Here is a 21,416-nt window from a genome sequence, read left to right on the forward strand (position 1 = left end):
AGTTGCTTGATTGATGAATGGCTGGGGTGCGAGGATTCGAACCTCGGAATGGCGGTACCAAAAACCGCTGCCTTACCGCTTGGCTACACCCCAAGAGTCTGCCGTGTTTTGTGCAACGGCGATAATGAATACGTCAATGCGGACCAAATGTCAACAGAAAATTCTGAACCCCGGCACCAGCACCTCCAAATAGCGCATATGCAAGAGTTGCAGACTCACTGCAGCAGGTGCTGAAACTGTGGAAACTCGCAAATATGACGCAGGCGCTCACCGGAATTCACCCCATACTGCAGCGCGAAGCGTCTGCCACTGAAAGTGCCCTCCATGGGAACCTGCAGAATCCGCAGGTGCAGCAGCTCATCGGCGGCAGCACAGTACAGCTCACCATCCTCAAACAGCAGGCTGCCGGGAACCCCATCGCTGGCCCGACCTGTCAGATCGGCCTCGACAATTTCGATATTTTTGTCGCGAAACATGGTCTGGGCGTAATGGAAGGGGTTACAGGCACGAACCAGCGCCTCAATACCGCGCGCGCCTTCATTGAAGTCGATGAAGATATCACCCAGCGTCACCTTGCCGTAGTAACGGCCCTTGCCCTGGGGAGTGCGAGGCAGCGGCCCCCTGTTCATCAGAGCCATCAGCTGCTGCACAACCGCCGGTGCCAGCTCGCACACTTTCTGCACATAGGTACCCTGAGTCTCCAGGGGACTGAGGGAGAAGGGCACCTGCAGCACCAGATCGCCACTGTCCCAGCGCGAAGTCATGTGATGCAGACACAGAGCCGAAGACTCAGCGCCATGACGCAGAGGCCAGAACCAGGCATTGGCAGTACGAAAGGCTGGCAGAGGCGCCGGGTGAAAGTTCACCGAGCCATGGCGGGCCATGGAGAGAATATGATCGGGCACCAGATGGGAAAAGATGATGGAAAAGAGATAATCAGGGGAAAAATCGCGCAGGGCGTCAAGCAGTACGGGATCATCCATGTCGTGAAAAATGAGCTGCTGCACCGCGATTTCGTGCATGCCATAACTTGCAAACAGTTCACGATCACACTCGGGACACAGCAGCAGAATGTCCATACCGCGCTGCTGCAGCTCCAGCACACAGCGCCGCGTAAACTCGGAGTAGCCAAAAATCACAATTTTCATTAAGGTACCCATTCCCACAGAATATACCGAGTATAGGAGCACCACCCATGGCGAACAAGCAAAAGTTGCGCCCCCTCCACCCCTCAGCACTGAGTCTGCCCTTTCTTTTCCTGCTGAGCTCCCTGTACATCGGCTGGATTCTCCTCGGTTCCGTCAACTTTCTCTACCCCCAATGGTACAGCCTCCTGCACATCGAGGCCCACATCCAGGAGTACGCCCCGCAGAATATCCACGGCAAGGGAAACTTTGCCTACACCGCCACCGCAGAGCACTTTCGCCTGTTCCAGCAGATCGTCCACGGCATCCATGGGCGAAGCGACCTCGCCACCATCACCTATCATGCCCCTGATGGCCGGAAACTCGGAACCCTGTTGAGCGCCGATGAAGTCACCCACCTGCAGGATGTCGCCCATATCGTCACCCTGCTCACCCGCGTCGGGGCAACCTGCCTGATCCTGACACTGCTCCTGGCACTGCTGCTGTGGCACCGGCGCAGCAGACTGCTGCACCCCCTGCGCGCCACCGCCCTGCTCGGCATCACCGCACTGTGTATCAGTCTCGGCGTGTATATCCTCGGCCCCGTCAGGGTCTTCTACCAGCTCCACGACTGGTTCTTCCCCCCCGATAACCCCTGGTTTTTTTACTACCAGGAGTCCCTGATGACCACCCTCATGAAGGCCCCGGACATATTCGGTGCCATAGCAGTCAGCTGGCTCCTGTTGAGCGTCTTCATTGCCGCCACTGCCTACAGCGGCCTGTGGTATATGCTCGGACGGCGCTGAAGCCACACCACAGCCAACGTATTTTCAATTGACAAAAAACTACCATGCCGCTACATTTCACAACCGTTAACAGGCTGCGTGTTTTATGGTATTTCAGCACACGGTCAGGCACCATCCAGAAGCCCGGATGGCGGAACTGGTAGACGCACCGGACTCAAAATCCGGCGGTAGCAATATCGTGCGAGTTCGATTCTCGCTCCGGGCACCAACATATCCTTTACACGAAAGCCTGAAAGCTCCTCGCCTTTCAGGCTTTTCCCACTTGGATCTGAAGTTTCGCATCTTGTCGTCTTGGATAAGATATTATGGTCCCGATGTTGAGCACGCAGAAGCCGTATGTATTTTGCATGTTTGACTCATCTGGTATTCCATTTTTCGTTCCTGGGTATTGTCCTTTTTGACCGCGCAAAAAAGACAGCACTGGGGGCCGCTTCCCAGCCACTTTTTGCGGGTAAAAAGTGGTAAAAGAAACTCATAAACAAGGCGAGGGCAATGTCAAGAGACGCTATCTGTGCAGAACCATTTTCACCATTACTGCATGGCATCAGGGTAAACGTCGACAACCTGCTCTTTTGGTGCACCAAAACTTGAGTCAGATGTACAAGAACGTTCACACCTGAAGAAAGGAGACCCCATGACCCCCCTCCTTGAACTGCAGAATATTACCGTGATGCAGGGGCAGAACATGGCCCTAAAGCATCTTTCCATGCGAATTTTCCCCGGTGAGCATGTGGCGATTCTGGGCCCCAATGGCAGCGGCAAGTCCACGTTGATCAAACTGCTGACCCGTGAGCTCTACCCGGTGCGAAGCGCGGACAGCGCATTGCGCATTCTGGGGCAGGAACTGTGGAACGTAGCCCAGCTGCGCCGCAGTTTCGGTATTGTCACCAACGATCTGGTTGCCGAGCTGACCCGTCCTTCCATCAGTGCTCTGGAGGCGGTGCTCTCCGGCTATTTCTCCACTCATGGCTTGTAGCCCCATCTGGAGGCAACCGAAGAGATGGTTCACAGGGCGCGGGGGCTCCTGGACATGCTGGGTATCGCCCACCTTGCAAAGCGGGCCCTGACAGAGATGTCGTCAGGGGAACTCAGGCGCGTGGTGCTGGCACGGGCTCTGGTACACGCGCCGCAATCGCTGATTCTGGATGAGCCTTCCAACAGCCTTGATGTGGCGGCGCAGCGGGAGCTGCATCGCACCATGGAACAGCTGGCCGGGGAGGGTATCAGCATCATCGTGGTCACCCACCATCTGCCCGATATCATTCCCCAGATCGACCGGGTCATCTGCCTGCGGGAGGGGCGTATCTTCGCCGACGCGCCCAAGGCGGAAGTACTGTGCAGTGATCTGCTCAGCCGCCTCTTCGCCGCACCGGTCCAGGTACATGAGTCTGACGGCTGGTACCGGTTTTAACCGGCTGCCATCAACCTGAAGTTTCGCACCCCCGAAGCGGCAGGTTGTCGGCGTCGACCTGGATACCATGCTGGAATAGCGGAAATGGTTCTGCACAGACTGGGTTTCTTGACATTGCCCTCACCTTGTTTGTGAGAAGTGAGACGTACTTCCTGTACGTCGCAGCGATGAGCACTGGTGAGCAACGTCGCAGATGAGGCTTTTCAGCAACCTGACAGTCGGCGTGTCCTGGCTGGGAAAGAACGCGGGGGAGAGGCAGAAGCAGGCCGTTCCCCCCTAAGCCCGTCCGGTGAGTGCGACGCCTGGCTGGTAAGACCCGAACGGGACACTCACAGGAAGTGAGTGGTCCGGCAGCACTGCAGGGATGCAGGGGTCAGGCAACGCAAAGAGGCCCAGGTGCAAGGCGCGGGTAAAGCGAGAAGCGAGGCGTACTCCCTGTACGTCGCAGTGACGAGCGATGCCCGGCAACGCAGCAGATGGGCCTCTTTGAGCAGCCTGCTGCCGGATCTCCTGAACAGGCGAGCCAACGATCCGCAAAAACGGGCGTTCGGGGGGCGCGTTTTTGCGTCCTTTTTGCGCGGTCAAAAAGGACAATACCCGGAAACAAAAAGTGGAATACCAGATAAGTCAAGCATTCAAAATCAATACAGTTTCCGCGCGATAACTGTCAGAATAATAAACCTTAACCCAAGACAACAAGATGCGAAACTTGAGATCAACGTTTCAAAGCCATTTACGGCGACGGAAGAACCACAGCAGACCCAGGGCGATGGCGGTCATAAAGCCCAGGACACCAAAGTAGGCGTATTTCCAGCTCAGCTCGGGCATATATTCGAAATTCATACCGTAGATGCCCGCCAGGAAGGTCAGGGGAACGAAGATTGCCGTGATGATGGTGAGGATCTTCATGATACTGCCCAGACGGTGGGACGAGAGGGAGAGGTAGCCGTTCATGAGGTCGTTGGCAATGTCGCCGTACAGGGTGCACAGACTGCCCACCCGCTCCAGGTTCTCGTAGGCGTTGTTCAGCTCATGGCGCAGGCTGCGCGGAAAATAGGGGATGCCGCCCTCGCGGAGGCGCACGAAGATATACTCCTGGTACGCGGCGCTGCGACGCAGCTTTTTGAGCTGACGCTTATAGTAGAGCAGCTCGTTCAGGTGCTCATCGCGCGGGCTGACGAACATGCCGTCTTCGATGGCCTCCAGGCGTTCCTCAAGCTCCTGAACCAGGGGCAGGTACTGCTCGGTGATGATGGTGGCCAGCATAATGGCGATATAGGAAGTACCACGCTCCAGCGCGCTGCGACTGGACATGAGGTAGCCCCACTGGGCGGCGCTGGCGCTGCTCATCTGGCCCTGGTGGCGCGTCACGATAAAACGTGGCGCCACAAACATGGCCAGTTGCTGATAGGTGAAGCTGAGAGGCTCTTCGCCGGCGATGACGCCACGCAGAATAAAAAAAACGTGGTCGGAGAAAACTTCCAGCTTGGGCTGGTGGTTCTTGCGCAGGGTATCCTCAATCGCCAGGGGGTGAAACTGAAAGTAGTCCTCCAGGAGCTGGCTCTCCAATCCGGGGTCAACCTTGATCAGATCCATCCAGATGATGGCGTTGGGGTTGGCATCCCAGTTCTGCAGCAGCTCCTGGCCGCCGCGTGTCAGTTCACCGCTGACTGTGTCGAATACACTGACGTTGATATACAACTGCCCCCTCCGAATTTCCCTTATTCCGCCAGGAAGATAAAGCGCAGGACAAACAGGGCTCCCAGGATCCACACCATGAAGGAGACATCCCGCAGCTTGCCGCTGAGGGCCTTGATGATGGGGTAGGAGATAAAGCCAAAGGCCAGTCCAGTGGCGATGCTGAAGGTCAGGGGCATCATGATCATGGTCAGAAAGGCGGGGATGACCTCGCTCATGTCATCAAAGTCCAGATCACGCACATTCTGCAGCATGAGCGCGCCGACAATAATCAGCGCTGGCGCTGTGGCAACTGCGGGCACCGCGCCGATAATCGGTGTGAAAAAGAGTGCCAGCAGAAAGAGCACGCCCACCACTACGGCAGTCAGCCCCGTACGCCCCCCTTCGGCAATACCGGAAGCACTTTCAATATAGGCAGTAACCGTGCTGGTTCCGAGGCAGGCGCCAACGGTGGTGCCCACGCCGTCAGCCATGAGCGCTTTGTCGGCACGGGGCAGCTTACCATTGGCATCCAGGTACCCCGCCTGCTTGCTCAGGCCGGTCATGGTTCCGATGGAGTCGAAGATATCCACAAAGAGGAAGACGAAAATAATTTCCAGCAGTCCAATGGTGATCGCCGCCTTGATATCCATCTGGAAGAAGGTCATGGAGACGTCCGAGAGCGTGGGAACGCCGAAGACGGCGGTGGGCGCATTGGAGACACCTGTCATGATCGCCAGGAGGGTTGATGCCAGTATTCCCCAGAGAATCGCGCCTTTGATTTTGCGGCTGACCAGCACGGCAATGAGAAGCAGTCCGAAGATCGCCACCAGAACCGCAGGCTGGGTGATACTGCCGATGGTGACCATGGTGGCGGGATGTTTGACGATGATGCCGGCGTTTTTCAGTCCGATAAAGGCGATAAACAGGCCGATCCCCAAAACCGTGCCGACTTTGATGCCTTTGGGGATGGCATTCATTATCAGCTCGCGGGCCTTGATGAGAGTCAGAATGATAAAGGCCACACCCGAGATGAAAACAGCGCCAAGGGCCGTCTGCCAGTCGTACCCCATCCCCAGCACAACGCCGTAGGTGAAATAGGCGTTGATGCCCATTCCGGGAGCCAGAGCGAAGGGGTAATTGGCGTAGAGACCCATGAGAATGGTGGCTATGGCGGCGGAAACACAGGTGGCAAAGAGAACCGCGTTGAAGTTCATGCCCGCGTCAGAGAGCATGGCCGGGTTGACGAAAATGATATAGCCCATGGTGACAAAGGTCGTTACGCCAGCCATGAGCTCCTGTCGAACATTGGTCTTGTTTGCGGAGAGCCGAAACATCGATTCAAGCATGAAATCCCCCGATGAGAAAACTATGATCCAGTCAATTTTCTGTTGCTTACTACAGTTACGCCAAGAAAAAAAGTGTATTTGTTTCAATTGATGAAAAAGCTGCTCCAGGGATCAGTACTGACAGCAGTCTGTCAGCGCTGGGCGGTGATCAGCCGCGCTGCCAGCGCCAGAAAGACCAGGGCCGCCATATTCCTGGTTATGGCGTACAATCCTGGCCTGCGCCCGAGGCAGGCACCTGCCGCTCCGGCCAGGCTGGCAATGGCACCGAAAACCAGAATGGTGGAGAGGATAAAAAGGCCGCCAAGCAACACTATCTGCAGTGGAATGGAGCCTCGGGCAGGGTCGGCAAATTGTGGCAGAAAGGCCAGAAAGAAAAGCGATACCTTGGGATTGGAGATATTCATGAGAATTCCGCGCGTATAGAGCGAACGCAGGCGTGCACGGGGCACCGACACGCACCCACCCCCCTCTCCCCGCGACCGGAAGGTCTGCCATGCCAGGTACACCAGATAGGCCGCCCCGCAGTACTTCAACACGGTAAAGGCCAGGGCGGAGGTCTGAAAGATCACGGCGGCACCCAGGGCCACCGCCACACTGTGCAGAATCAGGCCCGTGCAGAGGCCCAGGATAACGCAGTAGCCTGACACCCGGCCCTGCAGGGCCGATACCGAAAGCACATAAAAGTTATCGGGACCGGGGACCAGTGCCAGCACCAGCGCTGCCACGCTGAACGTGATCATGACTTCCAGGGGGAGCATGGGTCAGCTTCAGTTGCGCTGGCGCAGAAAAAGATTCAGCTCGTAGTTTTCCTGCAGGATACTCAGATGCTGAAAGAGCGCGTAGAGATCATTATTGTCGGGCACATCAAGATGCTGATGGTGGCGCATGCAGTACTCAATGGATTCCAGCAGGGTCATATGCTGATCCGCAAGGGAGTTATGCCTGGGAAAACTGCCACGGGATACCACGTCATAGCCCTCGAAGTGACACCCAGCGCAGCTGATGCCCATGGGGTTTTCTTCACTGTTCCAGGCAACACGCCCCGCCTCAAAGGAGGAGCCATCAAAGGCCTGCTGGGCCAGGGCAATGCCGAGCACCAGTGGGATGAAGAAAAACAGCACCATAAAGAGGAGTTTCTTAATCATGGCCATCCTTGATCATATAGGTGTAGCTGTTGAGGTATGAGCGAAAACGGCGGAAGAGCTTTGGGTTATCCATACTCTGAAAAAATCTCTTGGACTGATTGTTAATAAAGGCATCATCATAACGCATGCCATTGAGCACATCCTTGACGGTGTCTCCCTGTTCACTGGAAACCACGTCCAGCTTGCCCTCTTCGTTGAAGTCCACGGAGATCTCGTTCATCTGCCCCAGCAGATTGTGTTTGTTGGCCAGTACCTCCTGGTAGGCACCGGTGAGGAATATCCCAATGGGGTAGTCAGCCATCTCGTCGTGCAGCGGCAGGTATTCGTTCTCGGCGGTATCGGGAAACTGATAGGCATTGACAACGCCATCGGAATCACAGGTGATGTCGGTAATCACGCCAAAGTTATCACAGGGCCTGTCCAGATGTTTGAGAGGCATAATGGGAAAGAGCTGCCGAATAGCCCAGGAGTCGGGAATGGCGTTGAATACCGAGAAATTGCAGAGGTATTTTTCAGCCAGAAACTTGCGCAGGAAAGGGTCTTTCTCGAAATTTTCTCCTTTGCGCAGGGCAATGGCGATGGTTTTTTCGACAATTTCCTGGAAGAGAATATCGCCGTTGGACTTATCCACCAGTGAGCACAGCCCCAGGGTGAACATGGTACGCAGGTCTTCCTTGAATTCCAGGGCGTCGTGGTAGTATTCGATGTAGTTTTTCTCGTTCATGTATTCAAGAGCGTATTTGAGCTCCAGCAGAGGCTTGACCTCATTCTGAGTCTGCTGGTAATGGGAAAGGTCGTATTCCGCCCCCATGATCTCCACCAGATCAGTGACCACGATGGCGTGGTAGGCGGCGATCACGCGACCCGATTCCGTCACAATGCCGGGCCGCTCCAGGCCATGCTTATTACACATGTCTTCCATGGTAAAGACCACGTCATTGGCAAACTCTTCGATACTGTACTCGGCGCTGGCCAGAGAAGAGGACTTGCTGCCGGAATAGTCCACTCCAATACCGCCACCGATGTTGAGGTACTTGATGTTCAAACCAAGCTTGGCGACTTCGGCAAAGATCACCCCCGCTTCGCGAATAGCCCGCTTCATGGTGCGCACGTTGGTGATCTGGCTGCCGATATGGAAGTGCAGCAGATTGACGCGATCGAGCAGGTCATGTTCCTTGAGCAGGTCGATGGCCAGCAGGATCTCCGTAGAGCTCAGGCCGAACTTGGCTCCTTCACCGCTGGATTTCTCCCATTTGCCGGAGCCCCGCGAGGAGAGCTTGATGCGAAAGCCAATGGCGGGAATGGTCTCGGCACGCCGGTAAATATCTATCAGACCCACCAGCTCCTCGACACTTTCAATGATGACGCAGATATCCTTGCCCAGCTGCTTGCCGATGACAGCCAGGTCGAGGAACTCGCGATCCTTGAAGCCGTTGCAGGTGATCAGGGCGTTTTCGGGAATATCGGAGATGAGCACGGCGAACAGTTCCGCCTTGCTGCCTGCTTCCAGTCCGTAGGAAAAATCCTTGCCATAGTGCAGCAGCCGTTCGATAAAGTGGCGGTTCTGGTTGACCTTGATGGGGAACACCGCCTTGTGCTCACCCTTGTAGTTGAACTCTTCCTTGGCGTGCTGAAAGGCGCGGTAGAACTTTTTGATCTGCTCACCGATCAGAAAGGGGAAGCGAATGATGAAGGGCGTGGAAAGCCCCAGGTTGTGGGCCGCTTCAATAACGTGGGTCAAAGGAACCGACTGTCCCTGACAGCGCACCACCACTTCACCGGCTTCATTAATGGAAAAATAGCCTTCGCTCCAGTTATCAACCCTGAAGCGTCTGAGGTTTTCTGCTATGATATCTGCCTTCTGCAATGAAGCTCTCCCTTAGCTGGCTGCCGAAAAACCCATCTGCGGTGCCAGGCGCTGGACATTCACGCGCCGGAACCTGCGGGGACGCTCCACTCCTCACAGGGCGAGTGTTGCGCAGGGTCTTCCAATGACCTGCCTGATTTTGACGTATTTTCAGCAAGCTGTTCCGTGATTCAGAAAGTCAAAAAGCCCTCAGGACGGGCTCTCTTCCTCGGGGTCAAACTGCAGGGGGGTGTCGGACCCGCCATGTGGCCTCGTACCAGGCTCATCCTCCAGCATGCGTTCCAGTACAATGACTTCGTTCACCCACTGCTCAAGCTTTTGTATTTCCTTGTCCAGAGTCGTGCTGAATGAATCGCCCAGGTTCGGTTCGTTGAGCTGCTCCTTGGCCTTGAGAATCAGTCGGTCAACTTCTTCACTCTTGGCAATATGACGCAGGACAAACATGATGACATCGATCTTCTTGTTGGTCTGCTCCAGCTCGAGGTGGTACTTCACCTGAATGGTATTGAGGGTGTTGATAATATCCCTGAGAATCATATGGAGTTTCTGACGTTCCACGGCGTTCATGGCTTGCTCCTTGTCGGAAGAGTCGGATTTCATGGAATCAACTCAAGGCCTTCTTGCTGCCGGATTTCCCGTATTTCTATTCCACATTCCTGATCCAGTGAAAGCAGAAAATGCTCCAGGGCCTCGGCGGTATCCGACGTGGTGTAGAACACCACGTCCCCGGTCTTTTCGTTCACCGTGCGTATGATCCCGATACCTTCGTAGGAATCCAGCAGGCTGTTGACATACATGATCTGCGGAGAGTGAACCTTACAGACATATACGAGCTCTTTCACGGGTGGTCTTCTTTGTACTGGTTCAAAACCACATTGACAAAGCGGAAGGAGTTCTCCGCGCCATACAGTTTGGCAAGTTCAATATATTCATTGATTACCGTCTGAGCAGGGGAGTGTTTCATACTCAGCTCGCACATGCCCTGTATCATGAGAATCCGATCGAGATGCGCGATCATGTCATCGTTTTTGGCCAGGGACTCAATGAGCTGTCCACAGGCCGGGTTCGCCTGCAGCGATATCTGCACCAGCTCACGGGTGAACTCCGTCACTTCCATGCCGAACTGACTGGCCGTCCGCTGGATGTGGGGCTCATCAAAGCTGCCGCTGAAAATCTGCAGCGCGTAATTGAGTTTCAGGGCGTTTTCCCTTTGGTTGCGGCGCGTAGGCACCGGAATCACCTTACTCTCTTTATGCTATGAAGTTGTTAACGAAAAAGCAGAAGCTCCGCTGGGCCTTACAGGACGGGAACCGTTCAGCCGGGAATCTGCTCCAGCAGATTCATCATTTCCACCACCGAAGCTGCCGCCTCGGCACCCTTGTTGCCGGCCTTGGTTCCGGCACGTTCAATGGCCTGTTCGATGGAGTCGGTGGTCAGCACGCCGAAGGAGACGGGAATGCCGCGCTGCAAGGAGACATGGGCCACGCCCTTGGTCACCTCTGACGCCACATAGTCGAAATGGGGAGTGCCACCGCGAATCACCGCGCCCAGACAGATGATGCCGCTGTATTTGCCCGTCAGGGCCAGGCGGTCAGCCACCAGGGGGATTTCGAAGGCACCGGGGGCACGGACGACGTCGATATCACTCTCGCTCATGCCGTGGCGCTTCAGAAAATCCAGTGCGCCCTGCAGAAGACTCTCGGTGATAAAGGCGTTAAATCGCGAGACAACGATGGCAACAGGTTTATGCGGAGCAATCAGGCTCCCTTCAAGTACGTTCATGGTGTTACTCCCGGTAAATTACAGGTTCTTATATAACAGCTCCGCCTCATTGACAAGCTCTTCAATAGCGCCGAGACCGGAATTCCAGAACTCCGGACTGGTTATATCAACCCCCAGGGATGTCAGCGCCTCGGCAGGGGGAACCACACCTCCCTTACCCAGCAGTTCCATGTAGCGTTTCATATAGGCGTCCTTGTCATCCTGCTGCAGATACTGGCTGTAGAGGGAAAGTACCAGCAGTTCACCAAAGGCGTAAGAGTACACATAGCCCGGTGCGTTGATAAAGTGAGGAATATACGACCACCAGATGCTGTAGTTCTCCGTCAGTTCGACGCTGTCACCAAACATGTCCCGCTGGCTGCGCATCCACAGTTGCGAAATCTCCGCTGAACCCAGCTCTCCCTTCTCGCGACGGGTGGTGTGGTAGGCATCCTCAAAACGATTCATGGAAATCTGACGGAAAACCGTGGCGATGATCGATTCAATCTTGGCACAGAGCGCCGCCAGCTTCTGGCGGTTATCGCTGAGCTTGGCGTACTCACTGCGGAAGAGCACCATTTCCGCGAACACCGAAGCGGTTTCCGCCAGCACCAGCGGAGTGCTTGAGCCGAAATAGCCCTGCTGATGGGCCAGGTACTGGTGAATGCCGTGACCAAGCTCATGGGCCAGGGTCTCCATATCGCGAAAGTTCCCCGTGAAGTTGGTCATGATCACCGGGTGAGCGTCAGGTGTCACGGGATGGGCAAAGGCACCGCTGCGCTTGCCGGGACGGCAGACCGAATCGATCCACTTCTTTTCAAAGAACGTACGGGCGATATCGCCCATGGCCGGGCTGACCGTATCAAAAGCATCCAGCACCGCAGCGCAGGCGTACTCCCAGCTGTAAGTACGGTTGACCGTATCCAGCGGCGCGTAGCGGTCGTAATCATAGAGAGTCTCGACGCCAAGAATTTTCCGCTTCAGGTGGTAGAAACGCTGGGGAATATCGTAGCGGCTGACCACTGAACCCACCAGATTCTCTACAGCAGCATCAGAAAGCTCATTGGCCAGATTCATGGAACGAATCCAGTTGGGATAGCTGCGCAGGTCATCCACGATCATCTTTTCACTGATAACCGTATTATAGATATGGGTCAGAATATGGCCATACTCCCGCAGGCCAGCGGTAAAGTCCTCCTGGGCCTGCTTGCGCACAGCAGCGGAGACATCCCGCAGCTTTGACATGAGTTCTTCCTGTGATAGCCGGTCGGCACCGAAACTCATACGCGACATAACCTTGCTGAAAAGGCTGTTCATGGCGGAACCCGCCACCACGCTGTAACGGGAGATCACCCGCTCTTCGGGCTCGCTGAGCAGGTGGTCACGGTAGATGCGGCTTTTGCGCAGGAAATGGTGATACTGCGCCAGACTGGAATCCTGCATGTGGACTGCAGCCCTGACCTCATCCAGGTTGGCCCATTCGATGTCAAAGAAAGTCAGCTCAGCAGACAGGGCACTGGAGAGCTCCTTCATGGATTGAAAGAACGCCGACTTCTCCTCGTCAGCAGTGTCCACCGCAAAGAGCAGAAAGGCGTAGGCACCCAGCTTTCCCATCATCTGATTGATGGTTTCCAGCTTCTGCAGCAACACCGCCATCTCGGAGGGGAATATTTGGTCAATCTTGCCGCGAAAACGCTCCCGCAAAGCGGCAGCCTCGCTGCGCACCATGGCGCAATCCCGCTCAATGGCGTGGTCGTCCATACCGGTATAGATGGAACTGAGATTCCAGCGAATGCCCTCAGGGTGAGTGGTCATGGTTCTTCTCCTTTTTCTCTTCATAATACTGGCACGGCATGCCGGAGGAACGAAAGACTTCCAGGGAAGGCTGATGACGGCTTTTAAAGTTGAGGCGCCGACAGCCAAAGGGGAAGTGTGTATCCCAGGTGATGTAGTAATGTCGGCAGTGTCCACAGAGAACGCGTCGCGGTGCCTTCTTCACTGCTCAACCCACCTTGCGTGCCCGCAGCCAGCCAATGCGTTTGGGAACCTTATGCAGAAACATGCGCTCAAATTCGGTGATGATATTGCCGGCACTGTACGCTGAACCATGGAGATTCAGCGTATAGGCTTCCACCGCAAATCCACTGTCCAGAAGATTCTCCCTGGCACGCAGGAAGTATTCATGGTGGTCGGACTTGAATTCCACCACACCGCCGGGCTTAAGCAGGCTGTGGAAGATTTTCAGATTCTGCGGCGCCATGATGCGATTCTTGCGCTGCTTCAGCTTTGCCCAGGGATCGGGAAAGTTGATGATGAGGGTGTCTATGGAAGCGGGCGCGAAGTGTTCTGGCATCTTTTGGGCAAAACACTGCACCACATAGCCCTGCTGTTTTGCTTCAGCAAGCTTCTGAGCCGTGCGGTAGAGGCGTTTGTAGCGCAGCTCATAGCCAAAGTATTGACACCGGGGCATGCGCGTCAGGTACTGGACCATGTGGTTTCCACTGCCGGAACCAATCTCCACCACCACCGGCATATCAGAGCGCAGCTGGGGAAAAAAGGCGAAGCGGCCATCCTCACCGGGGACAAGAATGGTTTCGGGAAACTCATGGATTTTGCGCACGTACGGATTGACTTCAATGGTTGAACTCGACATACAGGATTCCTCTGAAACAGAATGATCAGTTGCTTAAGAGAGCAGTGCTTTTTCTGGTCGGCTTTTTCAGCAGCCGCTCACGGTTTGATCATAGTGATGATGCTCATGAAGATCAACCCGACGAGAAGAATGCGCAACACCCAGCGGAAGGGGTATTTTGTGGGATACAGTATCCAGACAGCCAGCAGAAGAACAATAAAAGCGTATTTCATGGGGGGTCTTTCGTTGAGAATTCAAAAATTATAGCGTATTTTAATCGGGGAAAAAACAGCGAATATCCGATGTGGATGCAAAGGCTGCGTTCCCCCAGCACAGATCGTGCCATGGTACCAGAGTTGAACGAAAAGCGGAGGTGTCCGGTGGAATTTGCACAGCTCAACTCCCTGCTCAGCCACAGCAGCCTGCTGGGACAGCAAGGCTTCATTAACAAACAGACCCATATCTCTTCCGTTTTTATCGGTCAGACACGGGTTATTAAGATAAAAAAGCCCGTCAACTTCGGCTTTGTCGATTACTCTACCCTGGAGATGCGTAAGAAGTACTGCGAGCTGGAAGTCACCCTGAATCGCCGCATGAGTGAAAACATCTACCTGGGCGCTTCATCCCTGCACCATTACAACGGCAACCTCTTCTTTGACCAGCAGACCAGTGAGGCCATCGAGTACGCCGTCATCATGAATCGCATTCCCGATGACATGCTCCTGGATCGGCTGATTTTCATGTCTGTTTCACCGGGAAACCTTCTGGACAAGATTCGTCAGCGCCTGGCCCAGTTCTACTCCCAGTCCCCCAATGACCATGGCATCCAGCGCTACGGCAGCCTGGCCGGCATTTCCCGCAAAACCGACGAGAACTTCAACGTCCTGCAAACCCAGATCGGCACCACCATTGAGCAGGATGAGTATGACACCCTTTCCATCATCACCGAAGCCATCTACAAGAAATACGGCGCCATTTTTGACGAGCGGGCCCAGCGCGGCAAGATCTATGATGGCCATGGTGACTTGCGCCTTGAGCATCTTTGCTTCAGCGAAGGCCATATCCACGCCATTGACTGTATCGAGTTCAACGAAAGCCTGCGTTGCTGTGACATTCTCAATGATATCGCCTTTCTGTTCATGGATATGGATTTTCACGGTTTCGACGAGTTCTCCCGCTACCTGGAGAAAATGCTGCTGAATGACTTCAGCGAAGGCAGTGATGGACCGGGGCTGGTGATTTTCTACAAGCTCTATCGCGCTCTGGTGCGAGCCAAGGTGGAGGGCCTGCTCATAGCCGATGAAGGGGTTGACCCCGTGCAGAAAGATGAGGCGTACCACCGGGCCCGCAAGTACGTGGAACTGGCCCTGGGCTACGCCGACGAACTCTCCCGCCTATGATTTACGCATTCTGCGGACTTTCGGGAACAGGGAAAAGCTATCTGGCCCATCTTTTTTCCGAGGCCACTGGATACCCCCATCTGCAGTCCGATGTCATCCGCAAGGAACTGGCGGGTATGGGACCTCTGGAACAGAGCGCTTCCCATCCCGGCAGCAATATCTATACCCCCGCGTTCAGCCGCCAGACCTACACCACCATGATTCAACGCGCCCTGGAGCATCCCCACGCCATCGTGGACGCTACCTTCACCTGCCAGTGGCAGCGCAACCTGCTGGCCGGCACCGGCGCACCTCACTGGTATATCCTCTGCCAGGCGCCCGAAGAGGTCATCCGCCAGCGAATCATTCAACGACAGCAGCGTGCCGACAACCCCTCCGAAGCGGATCTCGACATCTACCTGCTGCAGAAAAAGTCCTTTGAACCCTTCGCCTCCCATGAACGGGTGCTGCGGATCGACACCTACACCCAAAGCCCGTGGAAGGCTGTCAACGACATACTCCAGTCCATCTCACCAGAAGACGACCAGAAGCAGCACCCCTAAAACAATACGATAGGCCACAAACGGCTGCATGCCGATCTGCCGGATAAAAACGAGGAAGTAGTGAATGCAGAGATAGGCACTGATACCTGACAGCACGGCAGCCAACGCCAGAGAGCTCCAGTCCGTCGAACCCGCCGGCATCTGTACCAGCTCCAGAAGCTGCAGCCCCACCGCCAGAGTCGTAACCGGTATGGAGAGCAGAAAGGAGAACCGGCTGGCTCCTTCACGGCCAAGGCCCATAAAGAGGGCGGCGGTCATGGTGATGCCGGAACGGGACGTTCCCGGTATCAATGCCAGTGCCTGAGCACAACCCACCACCAGCACATCGGACCAGCGCAGATCGTATTCAGTGCGTTCGCCTTTGCGACGAAAGTCGGCGACACCCAGGGCAATGCCGAAGAGAATCAGGGAAAACGCGATCAGTAGCGGTGAACGAAACTCCGTCTCCACAATCCCCTTCATGGTTATCCCCGCCAGCCCCACGGGAACGGTTCCCCACAGAATAGCCCAGGCCAGGCGCGAATCGGCGCTTTTCTGTCCTGAAAGCAGACTTCTGGTCCAGGCACTGCCCATACCGGCAATCTGCACCCGGAAATACCACAAAACCGCTGCCAGTGAGCCGAGGTGCACCGCCAGATCAAAGGCCAGCCCCTGATCTTCCCAGGCGGTAAACACTGGCACCAGAATAAGATGCGCAGAGCTGGAAATGGGAAGAAACTCCGTCAGGCCTTGAACGACGGAGAGAATGAAAATCTGCAGGAAATCCACGGGAAACCTTTCATTGGAGATTCATCAGCCGATACGCATAGAGTTATAGCCGCCCAGCAGTTTGCGGCAGGTTGACGGCTGCGAAGCACTGCCTTTTCTCACAGGGAGCTCTTCCCCGCGCGAGGAAGCTGTATCAGGATTCGCGCCCCTTTCTCCCAGTTCGTGGCCTCAATGCTGCCACCCATATGGTCTTCGATGATCGTGCGCGACATGGAGAGCCCGATTCCCGTTCCCTGATCCCCCTTGGTGGTCATGTAGGGTTCAAAGATCTTCTCCAGCATCTGCGGGGGAATTCCCCCACCGGTATCGCTGATGGCGAGCTGCCAGTGTTCCGGCAACGGTTCTATGGCGATATCGATACTGTGCTCTCCTTGAAGTTGCTGGCCGTTGCTGCGCGCCTGCTCAATGGCATCACGGGCGTTGACCAATATATTGAGAATGACCTGTTTGAACTCATTGGGATATCCGTGGGCCAGCATCAGCTCCCCTGCCGTACTCTGGAAGCTGGTGTGGGGAGTGATTCCACTGAGCTGCAGTTGCGGCGCCAGAATATGCAGTATGGAGGCGACAGCAACATCCAGGGGGAAATTCACTTTTTCCTTCGAGGGCGTCAGGAAGTCGCGAAAGTCTTCAATCGTGTCTGCCATGAACCGGACCTGCTCCAGGATATTCTGCAGGGAGTCGGCAATGCGCTGGCGACTGTATTCACCAGGCTGCCCATCAAAGAGCAGAGAAATGGTCTGAGCCAGCAAGGCTATGCTGTTGAGTGGCTGCTTCCACTGGTGGGCTATGACCCCGATCATCTCCCCCATGTCCGCCATGCGCGACTGCTGAATCAGCATCTGCTCCTGGTAGCGGGCACGCTCTTCCATGGCGTGACGCCGTGTGATATCGGTAATGGTCAGCAGGCGATAGTCCTGTCCACTGCCATAGGCCAGGGGAGACAGACTGAACAGTACCCGCAGCTGAGCGCCATCATGGCGCTGTACCTTCCAGTGGTAGGGCCCCTGGACTTGGGAACGCGTCAGGGATCGGTTGAACATGCGTCTGGCACTGCGGCGACTGCGTCCGCGCAGACACTCTTCGAAGGGTTTTCCCGCGAGTTCATCGGTGCCCAGGCTGCAGATACGCCCGAAGGCACTGTTAGACTGCACAATGCTGCCGCCCTCATCCAGCACCACAATACCCACATGAATCGTTTCGAAAATAGTGTGTACCAGCTTTTCCCGTGTCTGCAACAGATCGTTGACCTGCTGAAGCTTGCTGGTGCGCTGCTGAACCTTAATCTCCAGATACGCATTAATATCCTGCAAAAGGCGATGGTATTCTTCCAGTTCGGTAATATCAGTAAAAGTGAGAACCATCTCGTCAATACCCGTGGGCATGATGCGAAAATCCAGCAGGAAATGACGATTCTCTCCGCGTCGCATATCATAGAGGAGCACGCGCGTCTCCTGAGCGCGCTGTCGATTCTCCATCAACCTGAGGAGCCACTGACCATCCCGGGCGCTGAGATAACCCTCCTCCTCCACAAAAACCTGCTCCAGCGACTGGTTACGTTGCAGGAATTCCTCCTTGGTCTCACAGTGGAAGAAGTCAAGAAAGGCTTTATTGCAGGTTTTCAGCCGAGACCCTTCCATGACCACAATGAGATTGGCCTGGAAATTCAGTATGTTGCGGATATAGGTTGTCTGCTCGCGGGTGTTTTCCTCAAGGCTTTTCAGGCGGGTGATATCCATGGATATTCCCACAATACCCACGGCCTGCCCCCCAGCGTCCAGCAGTGGAGCATGGGACGAGCGAAACCAGAACTCCTGACCATCACCGCCGCTCATACACCACTCAAAGACCTTCGGCGTCGCCTCCTGCAGCACCTCACGGTTGACTTGTTCGTGAATACGCGCCGTTTTGTGGGGAAATATCTGCCAGATGCTGCGAGCAAAAAAGTGCCCGGGGGAAAGCCGGGTTTCGGGGGCAAACCGGCCCATGACATTACCAAAGTACATGGTGCGGTCAAGGGTATAAAAAAAGACCATCTCCGCAAGGGCCTCCATAAGGGAGCCAACGGCATTCAGATCACGGGTGATCTCGCCATCGGCAAAGAGAGAAGCCCCTGATTCTGCTGGAACCGGCACAGCCGCCGGAGCCTCCTCCTGGGGTAGAAAGCTCCACAGCCAGGCTCCTTCGGGAAAACACTCATCATGGATCGCGGTGATGGCATGATGGATTTTTCGCCCGCACACCTGCCTGAGCTGGCCAGCAATTTCCTGTTGCCCGCTGCTGGAAAAGTATGACAGGACCGCTTCCACAAACGGCTCAGGAGATTCCAGCTGGCTGGCCATCAACTGGGTCAGCGAACTGATATCCAGGGCCGTATCGGGTGCCACCTGCCACAGGCGAGCTGCCATGGCGTTCACCAGAGCCACCCTGCCCTGACGATCCACGCAGATGGCTCCACAGGGCAGATGATTAAGAACAGACTGAGCGACGAGGGGCGAAATTTTCACACAGAAACCTGTGCAGGAACGTGAAACCGGATGGTGAAGCAGGCACCTTCATTGGTATTCTGCGCCGTCAGTTGGCCTCCCATATGGGTTTCGATAATGACCTTGGCCATATAGAGAGCAATTCCGGTGCCTTTGCCCACATCCTTGGTAGTGAAATAGGGGTCGAAAATGCGATCCATGATAGCAGCGTCAATCCCCATTCCAGTATCGGCGATCCGCACCACAATCTCCTGCTCGTTATGATCCAGGGATATGTCAATGAAGCCCTGCCCAGAACCCTTGAGACGACTGGCAATGGCGTCACGGGCATTGTTGATGATACTCAGCAGCACATGTTTGAACTCGTTGGGGTACCCCAGCACATTCACGGCAGGATAGTTGTTCTGATGCGGGTCTATGGGGCAGGTATCGGCCTGACTGACGGGAATCATCTGTCCGGTGGGCACAAAGGTCGCCTGAATGGTGATGCCACTGTCCTGCAACTGCTGCTGCACCAGCAGCAGGGTGTCCTGAATGGCGTGTACCAGACTGAACGGCTGCTTGTCACGGGACTCCTGGGAAAAGCTGGCGAAGCTGTCGATAACCTCTGACATTTTGCGGATCTGCTCCATGGACTGACGGGAGACATCCTCAATAAACTGGGAGTTGAGCTCGTTCATCTGGTGGGCTATCTGAATATTCTGAATCAGCAAGCCGATGATATTCAGAGGCTGCCGCCAGTGGTGAGCCACATAGCTCATCATTTCGGCCATGGCCCCCGGCGCGACTGCTGCAGCAAAAGCTGCTCCTGACGCCGCTGCTTTTCAATCCCCTCTTCAACCCGCCGCTGCAGTCCCTCGTTTAATTCCTGCAGGGTCTGGTTGGCAGCTTCAATTTCCCGCTGCATCTGCACCTGCTGGGTGATATCCCGGCCAATGGAAACAAAGTGGGTGATATGCCCACGGGTATCGCGAATAGGGGCAATGGACTTGTGCTCCTGGTAGAGGGTGCCATCCTTGCGCCGATTGACCAGTTCCCCTTCAAAGATGCTTCCGTTAAGGATCTGCTGCCACATGTCCCGGTAAAACTCCCTGGGCATGGAAGAGGAGTTCAGCACATTGGGATTACGGCCGATGACCTCTTCCCGGGTATAACCGGTAATCTGTTCGAAGGCAGGGTTAATGTATTCTATGGTGCCTTCGCGGTCCGTGATGATGACCGCGTTGGGAACCTGCTCCAACGCCCGGCTGAGCTTGCTGTTCTGCTGTTGAGCTTCGCGCTGGGCGGTGACATCCTGGGCCAGACCCACCATACGGGTGGGCGTACCATGCGCGTTGCGGTAGATTTCGGCTTCCATGTAAACCGTGCGCGGCCCGACGGGATCAGTGTGGAAGGTGAAAAAGTGACTGAAGGGAACATCGCCACGAAAGACCTGTTCCACAAGCGGCTGCTCCTCGGGGATAATCATGGCGAGAAAATCATTGAGGCTTCCGCCAAAGTCACCCGCGGAGACATTGAAAATGCGGTACATCTCATCGGACCACCAGAACTGCTCCGTCTCCAGATCCATTTCCCAGTTGCCCATGCTGACCCGCGACTGAACATCCAGCAGCATCTGCCGGGCCTGCTCCAGCTCCTCTTCTATTTTACGCTGTTCATCGATATCAGTCAGAAAGCCGATGATCCGCTCAGCCTTGCCATCGGGGCCGGGGAGAACCTGGCCACGGCAGAGCACCCACTTGAAGGTTCCACTCTTGCTGAGAATGCGGTGAACCACCTGGAAGACGCGGCCGGGGAACTGGGACAGGGATCGGATGCGTTCAATGGCGCGCTGATAGTCGTCGGGATGTATTACCTGGCGCCATGAAGCAAAGGAGTTCTCCAGCTCACCATCACTGTATCCGGCGATTTCCTTCCAGCGCGGAGAGAGATAGACCGTGCCGGACAGCAGTTCCCACTCCCAGAGCCCGTCGCCGGAAAAGTGCAGACACTGCTCGAAGCGCTGCAGAAAACGCTCGTCAATATGCAGCTTCATGAGAACATAGTCGGGGTGGGCCCGTGGGACATAGGCCGTCAGCTGCACCATCCCATCCTGCATGCTCTGCTTCGACCACAGATACTGGTATCGAGCGGGCTCAGTCGTGAATGATGAACTCTCCACATTGGTAAAAAGATCATGAACAAATGGCCAGGATGACGATGCATCAGATATGCCCAGAAGGTTTTGCAGAGCCGCATTGCCGTAACAAATCCGCTGCGTCTGACGATGAAAAAACAGAACCGGCTCATCGCAGGCATTCAGGAAGTCAGCCAGATCGGGAGTAATGGGGGGGGTACAGTTTTCTGGCAACGCTACATTCCTCTCCCGGAAAAAGATAGGTTCGATCGCCGATACAGGTTTATACAGGAAGGACGCACGCTTTGGCAAGTACGAGCCACCCGGATACC

The 21,416-nt window shown here is 55.4% G+C and carries 20 protein-coding genes, 2 tRNA genes and 1 pseudogene; 5 read left to right on the forward strand and 18 right to left on the reverse strand.

Going from position 1 to position 21,416, the window contains the following annotated elements; genetic code table 11:
• Nucleotides 1-18: 18 nt before the first annotated feature.
• Together ACZ46I_RS11135 and ACZ46I_RS11140 are read right to left on the reverse strand one after the other, a co-directional pair.
• Nucleotides 19-93 (reverse strand) — tRNA-Gln (locus ACZ46I_RS11135).
• A gap of 122 nt (nucleotides 94-215) precedes the next feature.
• Entirely contained in the window at nucleotides 216-1,148 is a 933-nt protein-coding gene (locus ACZ46I_RS11140; protein ID WP_464280829.1) for a methionyl-tRNA formyltransferase, read from the reverse strand.
• Between the two features lie 47 nt (nucleotides 1,149-1,195).
• Between ACZ46I_RS11140 and ACZ46I_RS11145 the strand changes: the two genes are divergently transcribed.
• From ACZ46I_RS11145 to ACZ46I_RS11155, 3 genes and pseudogenes are all read left to right on the forward strand, one after another.
• Entirely contained in the window at nucleotides 1,196-1,930 is a 735-nt protein-coding gene (locus tag ACZ46I_RS11145) for a lipoprotein intramolecular transacylase Lit (RefSeq protein WP_464280830.1), read from the forward strand.
• A 121-nt stretch (nucleotides 1,931-2,051) separates the two neighbouring features.
• Nucleotides 2,052-2,138: transfer RNA gene (locus ACZ46I_RS11150), tRNA-Leu, on the forward strand.
• Nucleotides 2,139-2,615: 477 nt separating this feature from the next.
• Nucleotides 2,616-3,341: pseudogene (locus ACZ46I_RS11155) on the forward strand (ABC transporter ATP-binding protein).
• Nucleotides 3,342-4,064: 723 nt separating this feature from the next.
• Here the strand turns inward: ACZ46I_RS11155 and corA are convergent.
• The 12 genes from corA to trmB all read right to left on the reverse strand — a co-directional run bounded on the left by corA (nucleotide 4,065) and on the right by trmB (nucleotide 13,793).
• The gene (gene corA / locus ACZ46I_RS11160) at nucleotides 4,065-5,042 is read right to left on the reverse strand and encodes a magnesium/cobalt transporter CorA (RefSeq protein WP_013505775.1); all 978 of its coding nucleotides are present in this window, start codon (nucleotides 5,040-5,042) and stop codon (nucleotides 4,065-4,067) included.
• 20 nt (nucleotides 5,043-5,062) lie between these two features.
• Nucleotides 5,063-6,367, reverse strand: a complete 1,305-nt coding sequence (locus tag ACZ46I_RS11165; RefSeq protein WP_013505774.1) for an NCS2 family permease — start codon at nucleotides 6,365-6,367, stop codon at nucleotides 5,063-5,065.
• A gap of 131 nt (nucleotides 6,368-6,498) precedes the next feature.
• Complete coding sequence (locus ACZ46I_RS11170; protein WP_464280831.1) at nucleotides 6,499-7,125, reverse strand: LysE family translocator; 627 nt, start codon at nucleotides 7,123-7,125, stop codon at nucleotides 6,499-6,501.
• Between the two features lie 9 nt (nucleotides 7,126-7,134).
• Complete coding sequence (locus tag ACZ46I_RS11175; RefSeq protein WP_226508950.1) at nucleotides 7,135-7,512, reverse strand: hypothetical protein; 378 nt, start codon at nucleotides 7,510-7,512, stop codon at nucleotides 7,135-7,137.
• Nucleotides 7,505-9,379 (reverse strand): biosynthetic arginine decarboxylase, encoded by a 1,875-nt coding sequence (gene speA / locus ACZ46I_RS11180; protein ID WP_464280832.1) that lies wholly within the window; start codon nucleotides 9,377-9,379, stop codon nucleotides 7,505-7,507. Before speA ends, ACZ46I_RS11175 begins: the two co-directional genes overlap by 8 nt.
• 189 nt (nucleotides 9,380-9,568) lie before the next feature.
• The gene (locus ACZ46I_RS11185; RefSeq protein ID WP_226508948.1) at nucleotides 9,569-9,946 is read right to left on the reverse strand and encodes a hypothetical protein; all 378 of its coding nucleotides are present in this window, start codon (nucleotides 9,944-9,946) and stop codon (nucleotides 9,569-9,571) included.
• Between the two features lie 29 nt (nucleotides 9,947-9,975).
• Nucleotides 9,976-10,221: a DUF4911 domain-containing protein gene (locus tag ACZ46I_RS11190; protein ID WP_013505769.1), complete on the reverse strand. Its 246-nt coding sequence runs from the start codon at nucleotides 10,219-10,221 to the stop codon at nucleotides 9,976-9,978.
• The gene (locus ACZ46I_RS11195; protein ID WP_464280833.1) at nucleotides 10,218-10,619 is read right to left on the reverse strand and encodes a transcription antitermination factor NusB; all 402 of its coding nucleotides are present in this window, start codon (nucleotides 10,617-10,619) and stop codon (nucleotides 10,218-10,220) included. Before ACZ46I_RS11195 ends, ACZ46I_RS11190 begins: the two co-directional genes overlap by 4 nt.
• Before the next feature lie 74 nt (nucleotides 10,620-10,693).
• Nucleotides 10,694-11,161, reverse strand: coding sequence for a 6,7-dimethyl-8-ribityllumazine synthase (gene ribH, locus ACZ46I_RS11200; protein WP_226508946.1), 468 nt, complete (start codon nucleotides 11,159-11,161; stop codon nucleotides 10,694-10,696).
• Between the two features lie 18 nt (nucleotides 11,162-11,179).
• Nucleotides 11,180-12,955, reverse strand: coding sequence for a M3 family oligoendopeptidase (locus tag ACZ46I_RS11205; RefSeq protein WP_464280834.1), 1,776 nt, complete (start codon nucleotides 12,953-12,955; stop codon nucleotides 11,180-11,182).
• Nucleotides 12,939-13,139 (reverse strand): hypothetical protein, encoded by a 201-nt coding sequence (locus tag ACZ46I_RS11210; RefSeq protein ID WP_013505765.1) that lies wholly within the window; start codon nucleotides 13,137-13,139, stop codon nucleotides 12,939-12,941. The genes ACZ46I_RS11205 and ACZ46I_RS11210 overlap by 17 nt, the downstream gene beginning before the upstream one ends.
• A 3-nt stretch (nucleotides 13,140-13,142) precedes the next feature.
• Nucleotides 13,143-13,793: a tRNA (guanine(46)-N(7))-methyltransferase TrmB gene (gene trmB, locus ACZ46I_RS11215; RefSeq protein ID WP_464280835.1), complete on the reverse strand. Its 651-nt coding sequence runs from the start codon at nucleotides 13,791-13,793 to the stop codon at nucleotides 13,143-13,145.
• Nucleotides 13,794-14,152: 359 nt separating this feature from the next.
• Between trmB and ACZ46I_RS11220 the strand changes: the two genes are divergently transcribed.
• A complete protein-coding gene (locus tag ACZ46I_RS11220) occupies nucleotides 14,153-15,172 on the forward strand; it encodes a gluconokinase (RefSeq protein ID WP_464280836.1) in 1,020 nt (339 codons plus the stop codon).
• Nucleotides 15,169-15,714: a P-loop nucleotide/nucleoside kinase family protein gene (locus ACZ46I_RS11225; RefSeq protein ID WP_013505762.1), complete on the forward strand. Its 546-nt coding sequence runs from the start codon at nucleotides 15,169-15,171 to the stop codon at nucleotides 15,712-15,714. The genes ACZ46I_RS11220 and ACZ46I_RS11225 overlap by 4 nt, the downstream gene beginning before the upstream one ends.
• Here the strand turns inward: ACZ46I_RS11225 and ACZ46I_RS11230 are convergent.
• From ACZ46I_RS11230 to ACZ46I_RS11245, 4 genes are all read right to left on the reverse strand, one after another.
• Nucleotides 15,682-16,482, reverse strand: coding sequence for an undecaprenyl-diphosphate phosphatase (locus tag ACZ46I_RS11230; protein WP_464280837.1), 801 nt, complete (start codon nucleotides 16,480-16,482; stop codon nucleotides 15,682-15,684). The two genes, ACZ46I_RS11225 and ACZ46I_RS11230, sit on opposite strands and share 33 nt — an antisense overlap.
• A gap of 98 nt (nucleotides 16,483-16,580) precedes the next feature.
• Nucleotides 16,581-18,989 carry a PAS domain S-box protein gene (locus ACZ46I_RS11235; RefSeq protein ID WP_464280838.1) on the reverse strand — a complete coding sequence of 803 codons (2,409 nt, stop codon included), beginning with the start codon at nucleotides 18,987-18,989 and terminating at the stop codon, nucleotides 16,581-16,583.
• Nucleotides 18,986-19,741 carry a sensor histidine kinase gene (locus ACZ46I_RS11240; RefSeq protein ID WP_464280839.1) on the reverse strand — a complete coding sequence of 252 codons (756 nt, stop codon included), beginning with the start codon at nucleotides 19,739-19,741 and terminating at the stop codon, nucleotides 18,986-18,988. The genes ACZ46I_RS11235 and ACZ46I_RS11240 overlap by 4 nt, the downstream gene beginning before the upstream one ends.
• On the reverse strand, nucleotides 19,729-21,318 hold the full coding sequence (locus ACZ46I_RS11245) for a PAS domain-containing protein (RefSeq protein WP_464280840.1): 1,590 nt from the start codon (nucleotides 21,316-21,318) through the stop codon (nucleotides 19,729-19,731). Before ACZ46I_RS11245 ends, ACZ46I_RS11240 begins: the two co-directional genes overlap by 13 nt.
• Nucleotides 21,319-21,416: the final 98 nt, after the last annotated feature.

This window comes from Desulfurispirillum alkaliphilum (genome assembly GCF_055378285.1).

What these genes read in the sequence shown, in the direction of transcription:
- ACZ46I_RS11140 (WP_464280829.1), bottom strand. Translation starts at nt 1,148, where the DNA reads ATGAAAATTGTGATTTTTGGCTACTCCGAGTTTACGCGGCGCTGTGTG.
- ACZ46I_RS11145 (WP_464280830.1), top strand. Translation starts at nt 1,196, where the DNA reads ATGGCGAACAAGCAAAAGTTGCGCCCCCTCCACCCCTCAGCACTGAGT.
- ACZ46I_RS11165 (WP_013505774.1), bottom strand. Translation starts at nt 6,367, where the DNA reads ATGCTTGAATCGATGTTTCGGCTCTCCGCAAACAAGACCAATGTTCGA.
- ACZ46I_RS11170 (WP_464280831.1), bottom strand. Translation starts at nt 7,125, where the DNA reads ATGCTCCCCCTGGAAGTCATGATCACGTTCAGCGTGGCAGCGCTGGTG.
- ACZ46I_RS11175 (WP_226508950.1), bottom strand. Translation starts at nt 7,512, where the DNA reads ATGATTAAGAAACTCCTCTTTATGGTGCTGTTTTTCTTCATCCCACTG.
- ACZ46I_RS11185 (WP_226508948.1), bottom strand. Translation starts at nt 9,946, where the DNA reads ATGAACGCCGTGGAACGTCAGAAACTCCATATGATTCTCAGGGATATT.
- ribH (WP_226508946.1), bottom strand. Translation starts at nt 11,161, where the DNA reads ATGAACGTACTTGAAGGGAGCCTGATTGCTCCGCATAAACCTGTTGCC.
- ACZ46I_RS11205 (WP_464280834.1), bottom strand. Translation starts at nt 12,955, where the DNA reads ATGACCACTCACCCTGAGGGCATTCGCTGGAATCTCAGTTCCATCTAT.
- trmB (WP_464280835.1), bottom strand. Translation starts at nt 13,793, where the DNA reads ATGTCGAGTTCAACCATTGAAGTCAATCCGTACGTGCGCAAAATCCAT.
- ACZ46I_RS11225 (WP_013505762.1), top strand. Translation starts at nt 15,169, where the DNA reads ATGATTTACGCATTCTGCGGACTTTCGGGAACAGGGAAAAGCTATCTG.
- ACZ46I_RS11240 (WP_464280839.1), bottom strand. Translation starts at nt 19,741, where the DNA reads ATGGCCGAAATGATGAGCTATGTGGCTCACCACTGGCGGCAGCCTCTG.